Source organism: Pseudomonas sp. PA-5-4B (assembly GCF_021606215.1).
GTDB classification, from domain to species: domain Bacteria; phylum Pseudomonadota; class Gammaproteobacteria; order Pseudomonadales; family Pseudomonadaceae; genus Aquipseudomonas; species Aquipseudomonas edaphica.
The window spans coordinates 1-19,584 of sequence record NZ_WKDB01000096.1 but is presented as its reverse complement, the minus strand read 5'-3'; the positions used below and the strand labels follow the sequence as shown (position 1 = coordinate 19,584).

Genomic DNA, 19,584 nt, shown 5'->3' with positions numbered 1-19,584 from the left:
AACCCCGCCATCCCCGCGCCTGCCAGCGAAATCGCCGGATAACCCCAGCCCGCATTAATCACCACACCGCCCAACGCCGCACCAATCGCATTGCCAAAATTAAACGCCCCGATATTCACCGCCGACGCCAGGTTAGGCGCGTCCTTGGCCGCCTCCATCACCCGCATCTGCAACGGCGGCACCAGGGCAAAGCTCGCGACACCCCATATCAAGATGGCCACAGCCGCGGGCAACGGCCAGCGCATCAGTACGGTGAACGCCAGCAACACCACAATCAGCACGCTCAGCGACACGATCAGGGTGCGATCTATCGAGCGATCCGCAGCCTTGCCGCCCCACAGGTTGCCGAGGGTCAGGCCCACGCCGAACAGCACGAGCATGGCGGTTATGTAAGGGGTGGAGGCGTGGGTTTCGCTGCTGAGGATGGGCGCGATGTAGGTGAAGACGGTGAACATGGCGCCCGAGCCGATGACGGTGAGGGCCAGTGCGCCCAGCACCGGGCCACGGCCCAGTACGCGGATTTCGGCCATCACGCTGACGTGTGGCGGCGCCTTGAGGTTGGGCAGGGCGAACCACAGCGCGGCCATGGCGACAACGCCGAGGCCGGTAATGCCCCAGAACGCGGTGCGCCAGCCGAACAGTTCACCGAACCAGGCGGCCAGCGGCACGCCGCCGATGGTCGCGAGGGTGAGGCCCATAAACATGGCGGCCACCGCGCCGGCGCGTTTCTCCGGGGCGACCACGCTGGCGGCGACCACGGAGCCCACGCCAAAGAACGCGCCGTGGTTCAGCGAGGTGACGACTCTGGCGATCATCAGGCTGTAATAGTCGGTGGCCAGGGCGGACATCAGGTTGCCCAGGGTGAAAATCGCCATCAGCCCGATCAGCAGGTAGCGCCGGGGGATCTTGCCGGTCGTCAGGGTCATCAGTGGCGCGCCGAGCAGCACGCCCATGGCGTATGCACTGACCAACAGGCCGGCGGCGGGAATCGAGACGCCGAGGTCGGCGGCGATGCCCGGCAACATGCCCATGGGGGCGAACTCGGTGACGCCGATGCCAAAGGCACCCATGGCGAGTGCAACGAGGGGTGGATTGATACGCATGGAAGGCTCCTTATCTATGCCGCCAATGCTACGATCCAGCGTTTGAAGGCGGTAGATGGCGTTTTTGCCAATCACCTTTGCGTAAGGGGCACAAATGGACTTCAACGGCAGGTCAGGTGAGATGTTGGTATTCGCCAGCGTGGCGCAGGAGGGCAGCCTGTCGGCGGCGGCGCGTGCGTTGGGGCTTACGCCGTCGGCAGTCAGCCGGATTATCGCGCGTGCCGAACAACGCCTTGGCACTCGGCTGCTGTTGCGCACCACCCGCGCGATCACCTTTACCGCCGAGGGCGAGGCGTTCCTGCGCGGGGCGCGGCGTATCCTGGCCGACATGGACGAGGTGGAAGAGGCGATTGCCGACCAGGGCGTGCCCAGGGGCCGGTTGCGGGTCAGCGCCGCCCTGGGCCATGGGCGCATGACGATCGTGCCCTTGGTGGCCGCCTTCAGTGCGCGCTACCCGAACATCGTGGTCGACCTGACCCTGGGCGACGAGGTGGTCGACATTCTTGGCGGCCAGGCCGATGTGGCGATACGCTTTGGCCATCTGCCCGACAGCCCGCTGACCGCGCGCAGGCTCGGCGAAACCGGCCAGGTGGTGGTGGCCTCGCCCGAGTACCTGCAGCGCCACGGCACCCCGCAGCAACCCGAAGACCTGCTGCGGCACAATTGCCTGCGCTTCAACTTCCGGCGTGCCGAACCCAACTGGCCGTTTATGCGCGACGGCCAAGCGTATTCCTTGAAGGTGAGCGGCAACATCGAATGCAGCAGTGGTGAGGCGCTGGCACAGCTTGCGCGTGTGGGCGCCGGTATTGCGCGTATCGGTGAGTTCACCGTCAGCGAAGACCTGCGGCGCGGCGAGTTGATACCGCTGCTGCAAGCCTGGAACCCCGGCGACGTTGAGCCGATTCACGCGGTGTTCGTCGGCGGCGCGGCGATGCCGGCGCGGGTGCGCTTGTTTGTGGACTTTTTGCTCGAGCATCATCAGCTGTAAGCGCCGGCTTGCGGGCACCGTGAGGCGCGGCAATATGAACCATTCTCGTCCACATAATCTGTTGCTGCGAAGGCTTGTAACTGCTTGTATCCTTGCCCGCGAATAAGGGCGAATGGCTGCCGCCGGTGCCCAGGTCCACTGTCCGCTGTTACGGAAAACCGTAGGTTCCAAAGGTAGCAATGTGAAGCGTGATACCCACCTGGTTGTGCTTTTGCTGGCCGTTATCGGTTGCTCCCTGGGGTCATTGACGGTCTGGAAGGTGTTTGCCTCTCGAGATCGCGCCCTGCAGGAGGTGGACGTCCATGGCCTGAACCTTACCCAGGCGCTGTCGACTTATTCCGAAGGCATCGTGCGCCAAAGTGCGCTGCTGTTGCTCGGGCTGGTCGAGCGTCTGGAAACCGAAGGCAGCGGCCCGGTGCAGATTCAGCGGCTAAGTACATTGATCAACCGCCAGCAGCCGCTGATGCCACAGCTCAGTGGTGTCACGATCTACGATAAACAGGGGCACTGGTTGATGTCCTCCAACCGGCCGATTCCTGCGGGCGCCAACAGCACAGACCGTGCCTATTTCATTCATCACCGTGACGATCCTTCCCACGAGATCTTTATCGGCCCGCCGATTATCAGCCGGTCGAATCAGGAATGGGTGATGACCATCAGCCGGCGTTTCAATGATTCGCAGGGTGATTTTGCCGGTGTTGTGGCGGTGACCTTAGGCATCGAAAATTTCCTGCGCTTGTTTGGCAAGATCGATGTCGGGCAGGACGGCGCGATTGGCTTGTCCCATACAGACGGTACGTTGCTGGCTCGCTATCCGTTTCGCGAGCAGGACATGGGGCGCAACTTTTCCAAGTCGCCCATCTATGTGAAGTACCTGGTTGATCAGTCAGTCGGCACCGCCTCATTTACCTCCAGCCTGGACGGCGTGGAGAGGCTCTACGCCTTTCGCCAGAGCGACCGGCTGCCGCTGATCACCACGGTGGCAATCGGCAAGCACGAAGCCCTCGCCGCGTGGCGCACCGAGGCGCTCTTGTCGGCGGTGGTAGTGGCGGGGCTGCTGGGGCTTACCGGTCTTATCGGCTGGTTTTTGATCCTGGATATCCGTCGGCGCACCGAGGCTGAAGATCAGTTGCGTGAAACTCAGCGGCAGTTGCTCACCTCCAACGGGCAGCTTGAGTTGCTGGCGATGAAGGATGCGCTGACGGGTTTGGCAAACCGGCGCTGCTTTGATGAGAGCCTCGCCAGGGAGGCGCTGCGCGCCAAGCGTGAGGGCACGACGCTGGCATTGCTGATGATCGATATCGACTATTTCAAGCGCTTTAACGACGCTTACGGGCATGTGGCAGGGGACGCATGCCTGCAGACGGTGGGCAGAATCTTCGAGGCGTGCGTAAGGCGGCCGTTAGACCTGGTGGCGCGGTATGGCGGCGAGGAGATGGGCATCATCATGCCGGACACCGACGCTGACGGCGCCGCCGTGGTGGCCCAGCTTATTCTCGACCTGTTGAAGCAAGAGAACATCGTGCACAGCACCAGCCCGTTCGGGCGGCTGACGGCAAGCATCGGCATTGCGACGGCCACCGGGGTTCAGTTGGAGGACTTGCAAGGGTTGGTGGAGGTGGCGGATCAGGCGTTGTACAGCGCCAAGGCGGCGGGTCGTAACCAGTGTGTGACGGGGGCTGGTGACTGGGGTTCACCATTGAACCCCAGTTGAACGGGGCCAGCCCGCTTCAGTCGGTTTGCTTAAACCCCGCTCACCAATTTCCCGCCGTCCATCCGGCGCTTATAAGCACTGTCTCGACTGGCCAACCAGAAGTACAGCGGTGACGTCACCACCAGGCCCACCACCCAGGACAAATCCGCGCCATTGATGTGCTCGGAAATCGGCCCTACATACAGCGGCGTGTTCATAAACGGAATCTGCACTGCAATCCCGATCGCATAGGCCAGCAGCGCCTGTGGGTTGTACTTGCCATAAATCCCGCCATCCACGCGAAAGATCGAGGCAATGTCGTATTTGCCTTTGTGAATCGCGTAGAAGTCGATCAGGTTGATCGCCGTCCACGGCACCAGCACCACCAGCAGCACCAGCACCATGTCGACGAAGTGGCCGATGAAGTCTTTGGAGGCGAACACGGCAGCAATGGCGCACGCGGCCAGCACCAGGGTGGAGATCACTGCGCGGCTTTTGGCGGTGGGGATCCAGCGGTAGGCGAAGGTCTGGATCAGGGTAATGATCGACAACACCGCACCATACAAATTGAGGGCGTTGTGGCTGATCACGCTGAGCAAGAACAGCACCAGCATCAACGGGCCGATGGCGCCGGTGGCGAGTTTTACTGCGTCCATGGTGTCCATGCCCACCGGGGTGGCAAGCACGGCGACAGCGCCGAAGATAAAGGCCAGGCTGGAGCCGAGGGCGGAGCCCAGGTAGGTGGTCCAGAAGGTCGATGCCACCGGTACGTCGGCCGGCAGGTAGCGCGAGTAGTCGGACACGTAGGGCGCAAAAGCAATCTGCCACAACGCCGCCAGGGATACGGTGGCCAGCCAGCCGGAGATGTTGAAGCTGCCACGGGTCAGGAAGTCGGTGGTCTGCACATGGGTGAAGATGTAGCCAAAACCCAGCACGATGCCGGCGCCGAGCACCCAGGTGCCGATGCGGTTGAGCACGTGGATAAAGCGGTAACCGATGATGCCGATGATGCCGGAACCAATGGCGCCGATCACGATGCCGACGGGCACGGGCACGCTGTCGACCACGCCGTGCAGGGATTTACCGGCCAGCACGATGTTGGAGGCGAAAAAGCCGATGTACATGACGCCGGCGATCACCACCACCAGCAGGGCACCCAAGGAGCCGAACTGCGCGCGGCTCTGGATCATTTGCGGGATGCCCATTTGCGGGCCTTGGGCCGAGTGCAGCGCCATCAGCACGCCGCCGACCAGGTGGCCAACCAGGATGGCGACGATGCCCCACACCAGGTTCAAGTGGAACAATTGCACGCCCAGCGCGCCGGTCACGATCGGCAACGGCGCGATGTTGCCGCCGAACCACAGGGTGAACAGGTCTCTTACCTTTCCATGGCGGTCTTCGGGGGGCACGTATCCGATCGTGTGTTTTTCGATAAGCGGGGCGGAGGATGTTGCAGTGGTGACCATGACGAACTCCAAGGCAAGGTGAGTACGTTGACGTACTTCGCTGTGCGCAGCGTGGGCGGCGCTTTGTTGTTGGAGTGATCATCTGCAATGGGCGCAGGGAGGTAAATTAGTAAGTTTGTTGCTATAGACCTTAAAAAATATAGCTCACCGGAATTTTTGCTCCGGTATGTTGCATGGTCTTGAATCAGTGTGAAAAAGCCGATTTTTACGCACTTGTTTGGGGCGAAGTCCCACGTTTCTGGAGGTCCCGATGGCTGCCTATAACCTGCGCCAGCTCAGATATTTTGTCACCACGGCCGAGTGCGGCAGCGTTGCCGAGGCATCGCGCAAGCTGTATATCGCCCAGCCCTCGGTGTCGACCGCGATCAAGCAGCTGGAGGACAGCTTTGGTGTGCAGCTGTTTATCCGTCATCACGCCCAGGGCGTTTCACTCACCCCCAGCGGCGCGCGCTTTTATCGCAAGGCGCTGGAGTTGCTACGGGTAGCCCATGAGTTCGAGCAAAACGCCCTGGCCGACAATGATGTGGTGGCGGGGCAGATCGATATCGGCTGCTTTGAGACGGTGGCACCGTTGTATTTGCCGCGCTTGATCGCGGGGTTCAAGGCGCTGTGGCCTGGGGTGGAAATCCGCATTCGCGACGGCGAGCAGCAAGAGCTGGTGCAGGCGCTGACTGCCGGCAGTATCGATGTGGCGATGCTGTTTGAGCACGACCTGGGCGGCACCATCGAAACCACTCCATTGATGCCGCCGCAGCAGCCCTATGCGTTGTTGCCGGCCGATCACCGCTTTGCGCAGCAGGCCAAGGTGTCGCTGGCGGACCTGGTGCTGGAACCGATGATTTTGCTCGATGTGCTGCCGAGCCGGACCTACTTCGTGAGCATCTTTGAAGAACGCGGGTTAACGCCGAATATCGTGTTCAGCTCGCCGTCCATCGAGATGGTGCGCGGCATGGTAGGGCGCGGGTTTGGCTTTTCGATCTTGGTGACCAAGCCGTTTACCGAGTACACCTATGACGGGCAGAAGGTGGTGTGTGTGCCGTTGGCGGAAACGGTCACCGGTTCAGGATTATCCGCCGTCTGGTTGCGACGGGCACCGTTGACCAAACCGGTGCAGCTGTTTGTGGATTACTGCCGCGAAGAACTCGCAAGACTCCTTGGCTGAATACCTTCTGATAAACACTGAAAATCACCTGTGGGAGCTGGCTTGCCTGCGATAGCGGTGGGCCAGCTGCAAATGTGCTACCTGATACACCGCCATCGCGGGCAAGCCTGGCTCCCACAGGTTGTGCGGTGCCTGGACTGGAACACAGGGCAAAAAATGTGGGAGCTGGCTTGCCTGCGATAGCGGTGGGCCAGCTGCAAATGTGCCATCTGATACACCGCCATCGCGGGCAAGCCCGGCTCCCACAGGTTGTGCGGTGCCTGGACTGGAACACAGGGCAAAAAATGTGGGAGCTGGCTTGCCTGCGATAGCGGTGGGCCAGCTGAGAATGGGCCACCTGATACACCGCCATCGCGGGCAAGCCCGGCTCCCACAGTTGAACTGTGGTGTTTGGTAGGGAGGTGGCTTAGGCGCGGATTGAGTCGAGCATGCGCGCCAGCATGGCATCACACCCAGCCAACTGTTCGAGGCTCACAAACTCATCCGGCTTATGCCCCTGGTCCATGCTCCCCGGCCCGCACACCACCGTGGGTATGCCCACCGCATCAAACAACCCACCTTCGGTGCCAAACGCCACGGTGCCGAAGTCCCGCGAGCCACTGAACGCTGCGATCAACTCCGCTGCCTGGCTGCGCTCGTCGGTGACTAATCCCGGATATGCCGAAAGCTCAGTAAACCGAATCGCGCTCTGTTTACTCACGGCCTGCATACGCGGCAACACCTGCTGCATGGCATAGGCTTGCAGCTCCTCAGCCACTTCACCCGGGTCCATCGACGGCAATGCGCGCACTTCAAAATCAAAGCGGCAGTCGGCAGGCACGATATTCAAGGCCTTGCCGCCCGTAATCACGCCGGTCTGCACCGTGCTGAACGGCGGGTCAAACCGCGGGTCCTGTTGCTCGCGCAGCCGCAGGCCAATGCGCCCCAGTTCGCCAATCAACTCGGCGGCATGCTCAATCGCATTCACCCCATACGGCGCATACGCCGAATGGCACGCCTCGCCATGCACATCACAACGCATCGCCAGTTTGCCCTTGTGGCCGAGCACCGGTTTCAGTTCGGTCGGCTCACCGATAATGCACAGCATCGGTTTCACCGGCCGCTGCTCCAGCACTGCGAGCAACGAGCGCACGCCCAGGCAGCCGACTTCTTCGTCGTAAGACAGGGCGATATGCACCGGGATACGCAAGTTGGCTTTCACCAACGCTGGCACCAACGCCAGCACACAGGCGATATAACCCTTCATATCCGCCGTGCCGCGGCCAAACAGCTTGCCGTCGCGCTCGGTCAGCGCAAACGGCGGCACAGTCCACGGTTGGCCGTCCACCGGCACCACGTCGGTGTGCCCCGACAGCACAATGCCCGGCAAATGCGCCGGGCCGATACTGGCGAACAGGTTGGCCTTGCTGCGTTCCTTGTTGTAGACCAGTTCGCTGGCCACGCCGTAACCCGTCAGGTAATCGCGCACAAATTCGATCAGCAACAGGTTGGACTCGCGGCTGGTGGTATCAAAGCCCACCAGCGTCTGCAGCAGTTCGCGGCTGCGGCTCATCGCTCGTCTCCGGCCACGCCGTAGCCCGGCGAGCGGTCGGGGGCGAGGGCGCGGTCGATGTAGTCCTGCACTTGCGGGCGGTAGGCATCCCAGAGCTTTTGCAGTTCGGCGATGGGCTGTTCATCGGCCCAGTCCACGCGCAGGTTGATGATCGGCCAGGTCAGTTCGCCCACCACCACCAGCGCGGCGGAATGCACCGGCCCGGCTTCGCCACCGGCGTTGATGGCGGCGTGCATCGCCGCCAGCAGTCGATCGGCGAGCTGGCCTTCGCCGTGTTCGAAGGCATGCACCATCGCTTCGATTACTGCGCGGTCGGCGAGCATATTGCCCGCCGCCACACACTGTTCGCCCGACACGGCATGGTGGGTGCCGAGGGTTTCGCTGCCACTGAAATGCACACTGCGGCCCAGGTGATCAATCGCCGTCAGTTGTCGGTATTGGCTGTAGCCGTTGCTCGTCAGGGCTTTGTCGACGGCGGCCGCAGGATCGAGGCCTTGTTCCAGCAGGTCGAGCACGTCGGGGCCGAGGGCCGGTAACGTGATGTTCTGGGTCGACACTGCGCCCACGCCGGGCCGCAGCCATGGGCAGCGGGCGCCCACGGCGATGCTCGAGGAGCTGATCGCGATGCCCAACTGGCCGGTGTCCGCACAACGGGCGACGATTGAAAAGGTCATGGGCAGCTCCTTATTCGGGGATCACGGCGATCACGTCAATTTCCATCAGCCACTGTGGCTGGCCCAGGGCCGACACCACCAGCCCGGTGGAGATCGGGAACACGCCCTTGAGCCACTTGCCGACTTCCTGGTACACCGGCTCACGGTAGCGCGGGTCGATCAGGTAGGTGGTGGTCTTGACGATATGGCTCAGGTCGGAACCGGCCTCTTCGAGCAGTTGCTTGACGTTTTTCATCGCTTGCTCGGCCTGGGCGCGCGGGTCGCCAAGGCCAATCAGGTTGCCATCAAAATCGGTGCCGACCTGGCCGCGCACATACACGGTGTTGCCGGCACGCACGGCCTGGCACAGGTCGTTGTCGAGGCTCTGGTTAGGGTAGGTTTCCTTGGTGTTGAACATGCGGATGCGAGTGTGAGTAGGCATCAAAAAAACTCCGAAAAAAGTGCTCAGGCTATGACAGGCGACTTGTGAAAAACCGGTGCGGCTTCGCGGTACTCAAGGTATTGGCGCTGGATGGCGATGTGGTCGGCCACGTATTTAGCGTCATGCCACACGCCCCAGATAAACGACGAACCCCGGCGCGACTGCCATGGCAAGCCCAGGAAGTAGATGCCCGACTCGCTGGCCACACCGCGCTGATGCTGTGGCTTGCCAGCGGCGTCAAACGCATCGACTTTCAGCCAGCTGTAATCCACGGCAAACCCGGTGGCCCAGATGATCGAGGTGATACCGGCCTTGGCCAGGTCCAGCTCCAGGATCGGGTTTTTGATGCACTCGGCATCCGGGAATACGCGGCGCGCTTGGGGCTCCACGGGCAGGTCGAGGCCGTTGCGCTCGATGTAGGCGTCTGCCGCATCCAGCAAGGCCAGGTAGTTCTCGTCGCCACGGGCCAGGTTTTCAACCAGGTTGGCTTGGAAGCGCGCGACGTTGCCGTCGAAGGCTTGGGTGAGGCCGACCAGGGTCATGCCTTGCTGGGCGAGCTCACGAAAATCGATGGTCTTGCCGCCGTGGGCGCCGCTTACGGCAATGGTCACGTGCTCGCGACCGGGTTTCATCGCGGCCTGGTCCCACTCACCCAACACGCCCAGCCACCAGCAGAAGTCGCGGTTGCGATAGGCGCGTGGCGGGCGGTCGTGGGCACCGACCGACAGGTACACCTGGCGCCCGGAACGCTGCAGCTCATCGGCAATTTGCACGCCGGATGAGCCGGCGCCCACCACCAGCACGGCGCCGGCGGGCAGTTGTGCGGGGTTGCGGTAGTCGGCGGAGTGGATCTGGTGCAGTGCACTTTCTTTAGGCGCGATGGCCGGGATCACCGGCTTCTGGAACGGCCCGGTGGCGGCGACTACACGGTTGGCTTCGATCACGCCTTCGCTGGTGTGCACGGTAAAGCCTGGGCGGCCCACGTTACGCACCACAGAGGTCACGTCCACGCCGGTGCGGATCGGTGCATTGAACTTGCGGGCATAGGCTTCGAAGTAATCGGCCACGCGCTCTTTTGGCGCAAAACCATCGGCGGCGACGTCATCAAATTCCAGGCCGGGGAAGCGGTCATGCCAGGCCGGGCCGTTGGCGACCAGCGAATCCCAGCGCCCGGTGCGCCAGCGCTCGGCGATACGGCTGCGCTCCAGCACCAGGTGCGGCACGCCTTGCTTGCTCAGGTGCTCGCTCATGGCCACACCGGCCTGGCCGGCTCCCACTACCAGTGTGTCTGTTTTTGTTATGGCTTGAGTCATGTGTCTGTCCTTGCGTAATGCAGTTGGATTCAGCTTGGGCATGGCTTCAAGGCTAGGGGGAGGGCGTTTTTTAATAAAATATTATTAAGCTTTGGAGTGAGCATAAATATCGGATGCAAGCTCACCCTATCGGGTGATTTCGAGGACGGAGCGGGTGTGTGACCATCCTTGCAGTTCTTTGAGCGAGGCTTCGACGTGGAAAACGACCGGCTTTCTTCTGCGCAATGGTTCGAACAGATGGCCCTGGTGACCGATAACATCGGGCAATCGGGGTTCGCTGCCGCCTTGTTCGATGCCCTCGGGTGTGTGCAGCCGATACAGGCCACGACGCTGTATTTTTACCCGCGTGGCGGCATGCCCAGTGCACTGTTCGAGCTGGATGGGCCGTGGTTGCCGCAAGGCAACGTGCGCCAGTACCTGTCGGGCTTTTACTTGCTCGACCCGTTTTACGACGCCTGTGTGGAAGGCGTCAGTTCAGGCTGCTATGCCTTGGCAGACGTTGCGCCTGACCACTTCGAGCTCAGCGAGTACTTCCAGTCGTTCTACCGCCACTCTCAGCTCGAAGACGAGCTCAATTACATCCTGCAGTCGAGCAAAGGCTCCAGCCTGGCGGTGTCCCTGGCGTTTACGCAAAAGCTCGACGCCGCCACCATCGCGCAATTCAAGCGCATAACCCCTTGGGTACTGGCCGTGCTGGGCAAACATTTTGTCGGCCTGGATGCCCACGGCGCACGCTTCGAAAACCTGCTGGAGCAACGTATTCACGCGGCATTGAACAACTTCGGCTCGTCGATCCTGACCGAGCGTGAGTGCCGCATCGCCCAACTCATTTTGCGCGGGCATTCCACCCGCTCGCTGGCCGAGCGCCTTGAGGTGGCGGAAGACACCATCAAGTCCCATCGCAAACACATCTACACCAAGCTCGATATCGGCGCGCAGTCGGAACTGTTTGCCCTGTTTATCGACTCGCTCGCCGAAGCCCAGGGCGTGCTGAGCAAAGACCCGCTTGAAAGTTACATGAGCAAGCACCGCTGAGTGGCTTGCCAGCCCTTGCGTCACGACCAATAAGAGAGAAAAACCATGAACCTACCCGCCCAAATCAACCGTCGCACCGAGGATTACCAGCAGTCTGATGCGGCCCACCATATCCATGGGTTTGTCGACCAGAAGGCGCTGAACGCCGAAGGCCCGCGTGTGATGGTGCGCGGCGAGGGCTTGTACCTGTGGGACAGCGAAGGCAAGCGTTACCTGGACGGCATGTCCGGCCTGTGGTGTACCCAGCTCGGTTATGGCCGCCGCGACCTGACTGCCGCCGCCGCCGCGCAGATGGACCAGCTGGCGTACTACAACATGTTCTTTCACACCACCCACCCGGCGGTGATCGAGCTGTCGGAGCTGCTCTTCAGCCTGTTGCCGGGGCACTACAGCCACGTGATCTACACCAACTCCGGCTCCGAGGCCAACGAGGTGTTGATCCGTACCGTGCGCCGTTACTGGCAAGTGGTCGGGCAACCGCAGAAGAAAATCATGATCGGCCGCTGGAACGGCTATCACGGCTCAACGCTTGCGGCCTCTGCGTTGGGCGGCATGAAGTTCATGCACGACATGGGCGGCATGATTCCCGACGTCGCGCACATCGACGAGCCGTATTGGTTTGCCCATGGCGGCGAGCTGACACCGGCCGAATTTGGTCGTCGTTGTGCGCTGCAATTGGAAGAAAAGATTCTGGAATTGGGCGCCGAAAATGTCGCCGGTTTTATCGCCGAGCCGTTCCAGGGTGCGGGCGGCATGATCTTCCCACCAGAAAGCTACTGGCCTGAAATCCAGCGCATTTGCCGCCAATACGATGTGCTGCTGTGCGCCGATGAGGTGATTGGTGGGTTTGGCCGTACCGGCGAATGGTTCGCCCATCAGCACTTCGGCTTCGAACCCGACACCTTGTCGATCGCCAAGGGCCTGACCTCGGGCTACCTGCCGATGGGCGGCCTGGTGCTGAGCAAGCGTATCGCCGAGGCGTTGGTGGAGCAGGGCGGTGTGTTCGCCCACGGGCTGACCTATTCCGGCCACCCGGTGGCGGCGGCGGTGGCGCTGGCCAACCTCAAGGCGCTGCGCGATGAAGGCATCGTGCGCCAGGTCAAGGACGACACCGGGCCGTACTTGCAGCAACTGCTGCACGACGTGTTCGGCAACCACCCAATGATCGGTGAGATCCAGGGCACAGGCCTGCTCGGGGCGTTGCAGTTCGTCGAAGACAAGGCCACGCGCAAACGCTTTGCCAACGAAAACGACCTGGCCTGGCAGTGCCGCACCTTTGGCTTTGAAGAGGGCGTGATCATCCGCTCAACCCTGGGCCGCATGATCATGGCGCCGGCCCTGGTGGCCACGCGCGCAGAGCTGGATGAGCTGGTCGACAAGACCCGCATTGCGGTAGACCGCACCGCACGGATCGCGGGAAAACTCTGAAGTGACTTGCCCACCACCCCAGGTGCGGGGTGGCGGGCAACCTCCATCAGACACGGCTTGAACGGCAGCGAGGTTATCGACTGCCGCGATGGCCCGCATCCCTCTTTCCAGGAGTCACCCATGAATACAATAACAAGCGTGGCCGAAACTCCCTCCCATCACACCTCAACCAAAGCCGCTTCAACGCGGCGCTTTCGCCAGCCGCTGGGGCTGGTCGGGCTGGTGCTGTTCGGCCTGGCCTACATGGTGCCGCTGGCGGTCTTTACCACCTACGGGCTGGTCACGCAGATGACCAAGGGGCACTTGCCGACCGCCTATATGCTGACTCTGGCGGCCATGCTACTGACCGCCTACAGCTATGGTCGCATGGTCCAGGCGCATCCGTTTTCCGGCTCGGTTTACTCCTATACGCGCAAGGCGTTTGGTGCGTACTTCGGTTTTATCGCCGGCTGGACCTTGCTGCTCGACTACATCTTTTTGCCGCTGCTCAGTTACCTGCTGATCGGCATCTACATGTCCGAGTACTTCCCCGCTGTACCGACCGCCGTGTGGGTGCTCGGCTCGATTGCGCTGGTAACCACGCTGAACCTGGTCGGTATCGAGTCCATCACGCGGGTCAACTGGATCCTGATCGTGGCCCAGTTGGTGTTCATCGTGGTGTTCGTGGCGCTGTCGGTGCACAACCTCAGCGGTCAGCCGGCGCCCGTTTCGCTGCTGGCGCCATTCCATCATGAAGGCTTCAGCGCACCCTTGATCATGGCCGGTGCGGCGGTGCTGTGCTTGTCGTTCCTGGGCTTCGATGCGGTGTCGACCATGGCCGAGGAAACCCCCAACCCGCGTCGCACCATTCCACTGGCGATCATGGTGGTGTCGCTGTTTGGTGGCTTGCTGTTTTTGCTGGTGTCGTATTTCGCGCAAATGGTCTTCCCGGAATGGAACACCTTCGCCGACCCGGATTCGGCGTCGGTGGATGTAATGCGCCGGGTCGGTGGCGAGGTGCTGGTGACGGCGTTTACCGCCACTTATGTGGCCGGCTGTTTCGCCTCGGCGATGGTCTCCCAGGCCAGTGTGTCGCGGGTGTTGTTCGCCATGGGCCGTGACGGCGCGCTGCCTCGCGTGCTCGGCAAGCTGGTGACGAAAAAACGCGTGCCGGCCACCGCGATTGTGCTGGTCAGCCTGTTCTCGCTGATTGCGCTGTTTATCACCCTGGACACGGTGGCCAACATGATCAGCTTCGGCGCGCTGTTCGCCTTCTCGGCGGTGAACCTGGCGGTGATCAAGCATTACGTGGTCGACCAGCAATTACGCGGCACCCGTAACTACCTGCTGTATGCCGCACTGCCGGCGCTGGGGTTCCTTAGCACTATTTGGCTGTGGACCAGCCTGTCGAGCCTGTCCTTCACCATCGGCCTGTGTTGGATGGGGGTTGGCCTTATTTGTTTGCTGGGGATCACGCGCGGCTTGCGCGTGAAGATGCCTGAACTGCAGATCGCGGAATAAAACCTTCGCCTGTCCATCGACCTTCATTGGGAGTACACCGTGTTCGACCTTCATTACTGGCAACAACGCGTTGCCCGCCAGACCTTTATCGACACCGCCTTGATCGGTGGTCGGCCCGTGAGCGCAGCCAGCGGGGCGACTTTTGATGCAATCAACCCTGCCACCCACCAGCTGCTGGCGCGTGTGGCCGCCTGTGGTGACGCAGAAGTAGACCTGGCCGTGCGCAGCGCCCGCCAGGCTTTCGAAAGCGGCCCTTGGCGGCGTATGCCGCCGGTTGAGCGCAAGAAAATCCTGATCAGGCTCTCCGAGTTGCTGATGATCCATCGCGAAGAGCTGGCCCTCCTGGATTCGCTGAACATGGGCAAGCCGGTGATGGACGCCTACAACATTGATGTGCCCGGCGCCGCGAATGTATTTGCCTGGTACGGCGAGGCGCTGGACAAACTCTACGATCAAGTCGCGCCCACCGCGCACAACGCACTGGCGACCATCACCCGTGAAGCATTGGGCGTTGTTGCGGCGGTGGTGCCGTGGAATTTCCCACTCGACATGGCGGCCTGGAAGCTCGCACCGGCGTTGGCAGCCGGTAACAGCGTGGTGCTCAAACCCGCCGAGCAGTCACCCTTTTCGGCCCTGCGCCTGGCCCAACTGGCCCTGGAAGCGGGTATCCCGGAAGGGGTTTTGAATGTGGTGCCGGGCCTCGGCGAAAGTGCCGGCAAGGCGTTGGGCCTGCACCCTGATGTGGATTGCCTGGTGTTCACCGGCTCCACGCAGGTCGGCAAGTATTTTATGCAGTACTCGGCGCAGTCCAACTTGAAGCAGGTGTGGCTGGAGTGTGGCGGCAAGAGCGCGAACCTGGTGTTTGACGACTGCCAGGACCTGGACCTGGCGGCCGAGAAAGCGGCCTTCGGGATTTTTTTCAACCAGGGCGAAGTATGCTCGGCCAACTCGCGGCTGTATGTGCAACGCTCCATCCATGATGAATTTGTCGAGCGTGTGATTGCCAAGGCGCGTGCGTGGATGCCGGGTGATCCGCTGGACCCTGGCAGCGCTGCCGGTGCCATTGTCGACAGTGAGCAAACCGCCCGCATCATGAGGGCGATCAATCAGGCCCAGGGCGAGGGCGCCAAGCTGCTGGCGGGTGGCGAGCAAGTGAGCATTAATGGCTCCTCCAACTTCATCCAGCCGACGATTTTTGCTGAGGTGACCGGCGACATGCAGCTCGCGCGCGATGAAGTGTTTGGCCCGGTGTTGGCGATCAGCGCCTTTGACACTGAGGAGCAAGCGATACAGCAAGCCAATGACAGCGTCTACGGGCTGGCGGCCTCGGTCTGGAGTGATGGCCTCAATCGCGCGCATCGGGTGGCGCGAGCGTTGAATGTCGGCACGGTGTCGGTCAACACCGTCGACGCCCTGGATGTCGCGGTGCCGTTCGGGGGTGGCAAGCAGTCCGGGTTCGGGCGTGACCTGTCGCTGCACTCATTCGACAAATACACGCAGCTGAAAACCACCTGGTTTGCGCTGCGATAGCCGAAGCGGTCAGCCGGTCGTGTATTCATAGGGTGTGTGGCCGGCGCAGCTACCTGCAACACCTGCTGGTGCTGCCGGACTACCGCCGCCAGGGCATCGCCCAGGCCATGAAAACGCCTAGAACTCCCCGGAATACTTGACCGCCGCCGCGGCGCGCGAGGGCACTTTCAAACTGCGCAGCAGCGACGACACATGGATGCGCACGGTGAACGGCGAGATCGCCAGGGCCTTGGCGATTTCCTTGTTGGTCTTGCCTTGGGCGATCAGGCGCAGCACTTCCTGCTGGCGCGCGGTGAGGGCGTGGGTGCCCAGCGGCAGCAGGCCGGAGGGAGAAAACTTGACCAGCACTTCGCCTTCGCGGATCGCCAGCAGGGCCTGGCCGATTTCATCGGGGCTGATGTTCTTGCCGATAAAGCCATCGGCGCCCAGGGCCATGACCTGATCGATCAGCGCCGGGTCATCGACCATCGACACCACGATCAAGGTGGTGCGCCGCAGTTGCTGGCGCAGGTCGGCCAGTTGGCTCATGCAGGTAAGGCCCGGGAAGCGCAGGTCGAGGATCAGCATGTCGATGTCGCCACACGCGTGGATCAGCGCCTGCACCGCATCGAGGTCGCCCGCCTCTTGCACCACGGCCTCGGGCAACAGGCGCTGTACGGTGCGCAACATGCCTTCGCGAAACATCGGGTGGTCGTCGGCTATGATGATTCGGCCGGTCATGGCGTGCTCCTTCCTGGGGCATGGGTGTGCATTGGCATGCTACTTTAGCACCGCGCCACAGGGACGCCTCTGGCGCGCAAAGGATAGACCGAATGCCGCACAAGGACGTCCCCCATGAGTCATGAGACCAATTCCGAACTCGACCAGGCCAACCTGCGCATCGTGGTGGCCGCCATCGCCATTGTCTACATCGGCGCGCTGGGCTTTTTGCCGGGCCAGTCGGTCGACACCTACTTGCCGGTGATCCTGTATATCGTCGCGTTCCTGCTGGTCTCCATCGCGTTGCGCCAGGTGATTGCGCGCTGGCCAGGGCATTACCCGGCGCGGCGAATATTCGGCATGATCCACGACTACACCGGTACCTCGTTCGGGTTGGTGGTGGGCGGCGAACCGGCATTGCCACTGTATGCGGTGATGGTGTGGGTCAACCTGGGCAACGGCATGCGCTACGGCTCGCGCTACCTGGCGATTGCCACCGGCCTGGCCTTGCTCGCGCTGCTGATCGTGTACCGGCTGACGCCACTGTGGCAGGCGCAGCCGTTCATGGTGCTGATGCTGATGATCACCAGCACGGTGATCCCGGTGTACGCGCATATCTTGCTTGAGCGCACGCGCAAGGCTTCCGAAGAAGCCATCGCCGCCAACCTGGAAAAATCGCGTTTCCTGGCTCAGGCCAGCCACGATCTGCGCCAGCCTATTCACTCCATCGGCCTGTTCACCGCCTGTTTGCGTGAAGCGCAGTTGGGCGAGGCTGAGCAGCGCTTGGTGGACAATATCGACCGCTCGCTGCTCAACGTGTCGCAGCTGTTCCGTTCGATTCTCGACCTTTACACCCTCGACAACGGCAGGCTGTTGCCCAAGTACCAGGTGATTCACTTGGGCGAATTCCTCGCCGACCTGGTGCGCCAACACGCCGAAGCGGCGCATTGGGCCGGGGTGCAACTGCGCCTGCGACCGTGTGCGCATTGGGTGCAGGTCGACCCCGCGATGCTGGCGACGATGGTGCAAAACCTGCTCTCCAATTGCTTTAAATACGGCGCACAACGGCCCGTGCTGATCGGCGTGCGCGTGCGCGACGGCGGCTTGTCGGTGGAGGTGCATGACCAGGGGCGCGGTATTGCCGAGGAGCATCAGGTGAAGGTCTTCGAAGAGTTTTATCGGGTCCGCCAACTGCGCGACAAGGACGTCGAAGGCGTGGGCCTGGGGCTGTCCATCGTCAAGCGCCTGGGGCAATTGATGGGGGTGCAGGTGAGCCTGCGATCACGGGTGGGCCATGGCACCTCTGTGAGCCTGCATGGCCTGGCATTGGCGACGGCGCCACGCCAACCGGCTGCGCGCGACGACGCGCGCCAGGCCGGCCTGCTGACGGGTTTGAAAGTCTGCCTGGTGGAAGATGACCACAACGTGCTGCTGGCCACCCAGGCCTTGCTGGAGCGCTGGGGTTGCGAGGTGCAGGCCGAATCCAGCGGGCAAGGCCTGGCCAGCGACTGCGACATCATCGTCGCCGACTACGACCTGGGCAACCACGCCACCGGCATCGAGTGCATCGACGCCCTGCGCGAGCAACGCGGCTGGGCGGTGCCGGCGCTGATCCTCACCGGCCACGACGTGGAGAAAATCCAGGCGGCCTTGCACGACCGCCAGATCGCGATTCTGTCCAAACCGGTGCGGCCTGCAGAACTGCGCGGCACGCTGCGTGACCTCAGCCAATCGGGCGTTACTGGTTAAACGGCATCAGGCCATTGCCCCGAGCGCCTTTGGGCTGGCAGTAGGCGGCAGGCTTCATCAGGCCAAAGCTGGCCACGGCAAACATGCCACCGCTGGCACCGCTGGGCACGGAGCAGTTGTAATCGCCGGAGGCGGCGCTGGCGATGTAGTAGGTGGTCATGGAGTCGCTGCGTACATTGGAGATACGCTTGACCGGTTCACCGAGGTTGGTTTCCGACAGTGTCTTGAGATGGTCTTCGCTGGGCTTGACGTTGCTGCAACCGGCGACACCGATGATCAGGGCGCCGAGCAGGGTGAGACGGGTAACGGGGGCATGCAGGTTCATGATGCTTCTTCCTTGGGATTGTTTTGGTTTTTCCAACGCGCAATGCACCCTCGCGCAACAGGTGTGCGGTGCCGGGGGGAGCGTTGGAAGTGCCGAGGAATATAGCGCCGCCGGGTAAAGGGGTCGATTAGCACAAGTGTGCTAATGGCACGGTGAGGTCATGGATGGAGAGAGCAATGCTAGCGATCAAACGCGCCACCCAAGCGCACGCCCAGGCGGCGTTCGACATTCGTCTGTTGGCCATCCGCAGCCAATGCATCGGCGCCTACACCGCTGAGCAAATGGCGCTGTGGACACGCGGCAGCGCCGAAGACGGTTACGACACACTGATGGACAAGCCGTTTTACCTGGGCTGGGTCAATGACGTACCGGTCGCCACCGGCATGCTCGATCTGGACAACAACGAAGTGGGCGCGCTGTTTGTGCTGCCGGCGTTTACTGGCCGTGGTTACGGCAAGACCATGCTGGATCACCTGGAAAAACTCGCGCGGGAACTGGCGATTGAAGAGGTCGTGCTGGACGCGACGTTGAATGCGGCGAGTTTCTACCGGGCCTGCGGGTATGTGGGTGAGGAGCAGGCGGTGTATCACTCGCCTTCGGGGTTGGCATTGGCGTGTATTCCAATGGTAAAACGGCTTTGACTCTTGCCACCTTTGAGCTTTGTCGCTGGGGGGAATTGTGCCTGCCGCGATGGCCCTGCGAACCGAAACCTCAGCATCAAAGCTGATCCCCTGTGGGAGCTGTCGAGCTTTAGCGAGGCTGCGAAAGCGGTGGGTCAGGCTACTTATATGTCGCCTGTGCCGCCGCCTTCGCAGCCTCGCTAAAGCTCGACAGCTCCCACATTGGATCTTTGTTGCTGGGGGGATTTGTGTATGGCGCGATGGCCCTGCGAACTGAAATCTAACCAACACAGCCGATCCCCTGTGGGAGCTGTCGAGCTTTAGCG

17 protein-coding genes are annotated in these 19,584 nt (G+C 62.0%); 9 read left to right on the top strand and 8 right to left on the bottom strand.

Translation table 11 applies throughout. The annotated features are described in order from the left end of the window. The coding region (locus tag GIW28_RS28480; RefSeq protein WP_236490458.1) for an MFS transporter at positions 1–1,103 on the bottom strand (1,103 nt) is incomplete at its 3' end. A 94-nt stretch (positions 1,104–1,197) separates the two neighbouring features. Here GIW28_RS28480 and GIW28_RS28475 point away from each other — a divergent pair. Next, a complete protein-coding gene (locus GIW28_RS28475) occupies positions 1,198–2,091 on the top strand; it encodes a LysR family transcriptional regulator (protein WP_017139663.1) in 894 nt (297 codons plus the stop codon). A gap of 181 nt (positions 2,092–2,272) precedes the next feature. After that, entirely contained in the window at positions 2,273–3,805 is a 1,533-nt protein-coding gene (locus GIW28_RS28470; RefSeq protein WP_099548759.1) for a sensor domain-containing diguanylate cyclase, read from the top strand. Between the two features lie 29 nt (positions 3,806–3,834). Here GIW28_RS28470 and GIW28_RS28465 read toward each other — a convergent pair whose 3' ends face one another. After that, positions 3,835–5,250 (bottom strand): purine-cytosine permease family protein, encoded by a 1,416-nt coding sequence (locus GIW28_RS28465; protein ID WP_017139661.1) that lies wholly within the window; start codon positions 5,248–5,250, stop codon positions 3,835–3,837. Positions 5,251–5,500: 250 nt separating this feature from the next. On the opposite strand from GIW28_RS28465, the gene GIW28_RS28460 reads away from it, so the two are divergent. Then, complete coding sequence (locus tag GIW28_RS28460; RefSeq protein WP_010171799.1) at positions 5,501–6,412, top strand: LysR substrate-binding domain-containing protein; 912 nt, start codon at positions 5,501–5,503, stop codon at positions 6,410–6,412. A 406-nt stretch (positions 6,413–6,818) separates the two neighbouring features. Here the strand turns inward: GIW28_RS28460 and argE are convergent, their stop codons facing one another. From argE to GIW28_RS28440, 4 genes are read right to left on the bottom strand one after another with little or no spacing between them, the layout of a single operon-like run. After that, on the bottom strand, positions 6,819–7,964 hold the full coding sequence (gene argE / locus GIW28_RS28455; RefSeq protein ID WP_017134546.1) for an acetylornithine deacetylase: 1,146 nt from the start codon (positions 7,962–7,964) through the stop codon (positions 6,819–6,821). Continuing rightward, positions 7,961–8,638: a DUF1028 domain-containing protein gene (locus GIW28_RS28450; RefSeq protein WP_058421955.1), complete on the bottom strand. Its 678-nt coding sequence runs from the start codon at positions 8,636–8,638 to the stop codon at positions 7,961–7,963. The genes argE and GIW28_RS28450 overlap by 4 nt, the downstream gene beginning before the upstream one ends. Positions 8,639–8,648: 10 nt before the next feature. After that, positions 8,649–9,059: a RidA family protein gene (locus tag GIW28_RS28445; protein ID WP_003207327.1), complete on the bottom strand. Its 411-nt coding sequence runs from the start codon at positions 9,057–9,059 to the stop codon at positions 8,649–8,651. Between the two features lie 23 nt (positions 9,060–9,082). Then, complete coding sequence (locus GIW28_RS28440; protein ID WP_442963247.1) at positions 9,083–10,414, bottom strand: flavin-containing monooxygenase; 1,332 nt, start codon at positions 10,412–10,414, stop codon at positions 9,083–9,085. 153 nt (positions 10,415–10,567) lie between these two features. On the opposite strand from GIW28_RS28440, the gene GIW28_RS28435 reads away from it, so the two are divergent. The 4 genes from GIW28_RS28435 (at position 10,568) to GIW28_RS28420 (ending at position 15,865) form a co-directional block, all read left to right on the top strand. Beyond that, positions 10,568–11,407, top strand: a complete 840-nt coding sequence (locus GIW28_RS28435; protein ID WP_026013485.1) for a helix-turn-helix transcriptional regulator — start codon at positions 10,568–10,570, stop codon at positions 11,405–11,407. A gap of 45 nt (positions 11,408–11,452) precedes the next feature. Then, positions 11,453–12,835 carry an aspartate aminotransferase family protein gene (locus tag GIW28_RS28430; protein ID WP_099548717.1) on the top strand — a complete coding sequence of 461 codons (1,383 nt, stop codon included), beginning with the start codon at positions 11,453–11,455 and terminating at the stop codon, positions 12,833–12,835. A gap of 120 nt (positions 12,836–12,955) precedes the next feature. After that, on the top strand, positions 12,956–14,335 hold the full coding sequence (locus tag GIW28_RS28425; RefSeq protein WP_236447206.1) for an APC family permease: 1,380 nt from the start codon (positions 12,956–12,958) through the stop codon (positions 14,333–14,335). Between the two features lie 39 nt (positions 14,336–14,374). Then, positions 14,375–15,865 (top strand): aldehyde dehydrogenase, encoded by a 1,491-nt coding sequence (locus GIW28_RS28420; protein ID WP_236447205.1) that lies wholly within the window; start codon positions 14,375–14,377, stop codon positions 15,863–15,865. 117 nt (positions 15,866–15,982) lie between these two features. On the opposite strand, the gene GIW28_RS28410 is transcribed toward GIW28_RS28420, so the two are convergent. Next, positions 15,983–16,585, bottom strand: coding sequence for a LuxR C-terminal-related transcriptional regulator (locus GIW28_RS28410; protein ID WP_236447204.1), 603 nt, complete (start codon positions 16,583–16,585; stop codon positions 15,983–15,985). Positions 16,586–16,699: 114 nt separating this feature from the next. On the opposite strand from GIW28_RS28410, the gene GIW28_RS28405 reads away from it, so the two are divergent. Further along, complete coding sequence (locus GIW28_RS28405; RefSeq protein WP_170038491.1) at positions 16,700–18,313, top strand: ATP-binding response regulator; 1,614 nt, start codon at positions 16,700–16,702, stop codon at positions 18,311–18,313. On the opposite strand, the gene GIW28_RS28400 is transcribed toward GIW28_RS28405, so the two are convergent. Beyond that, on the bottom strand, positions 18,303–18,638 hold the full coding sequence (locus GIW28_RS28400) for a hypothetical protein (RefSeq protein WP_099548712.1): 336 nt from the start codon (positions 18,636–18,638) through the stop codon (positions 18,303–18,305). The genes GIW28_RS28405 and GIW28_RS28400 overlap by 11 nt on opposite strands. Before the next feature lie 176 nt (positions 18,639–18,814). On the opposite strand from GIW28_RS28400, the gene GIW28_RS28395 reads away from it, so the two are divergent. Next, a complete protein-coding gene (locus GIW28_RS28395; protein ID WP_236447203.1) occupies positions 18,815–19,279 on the top strand; it encodes a GNAT family N-acetyltransferase in 465 nt (154 codons plus the stop codon). Positions 19,280–19,584 lie beyond the last annotated feature (305 nt).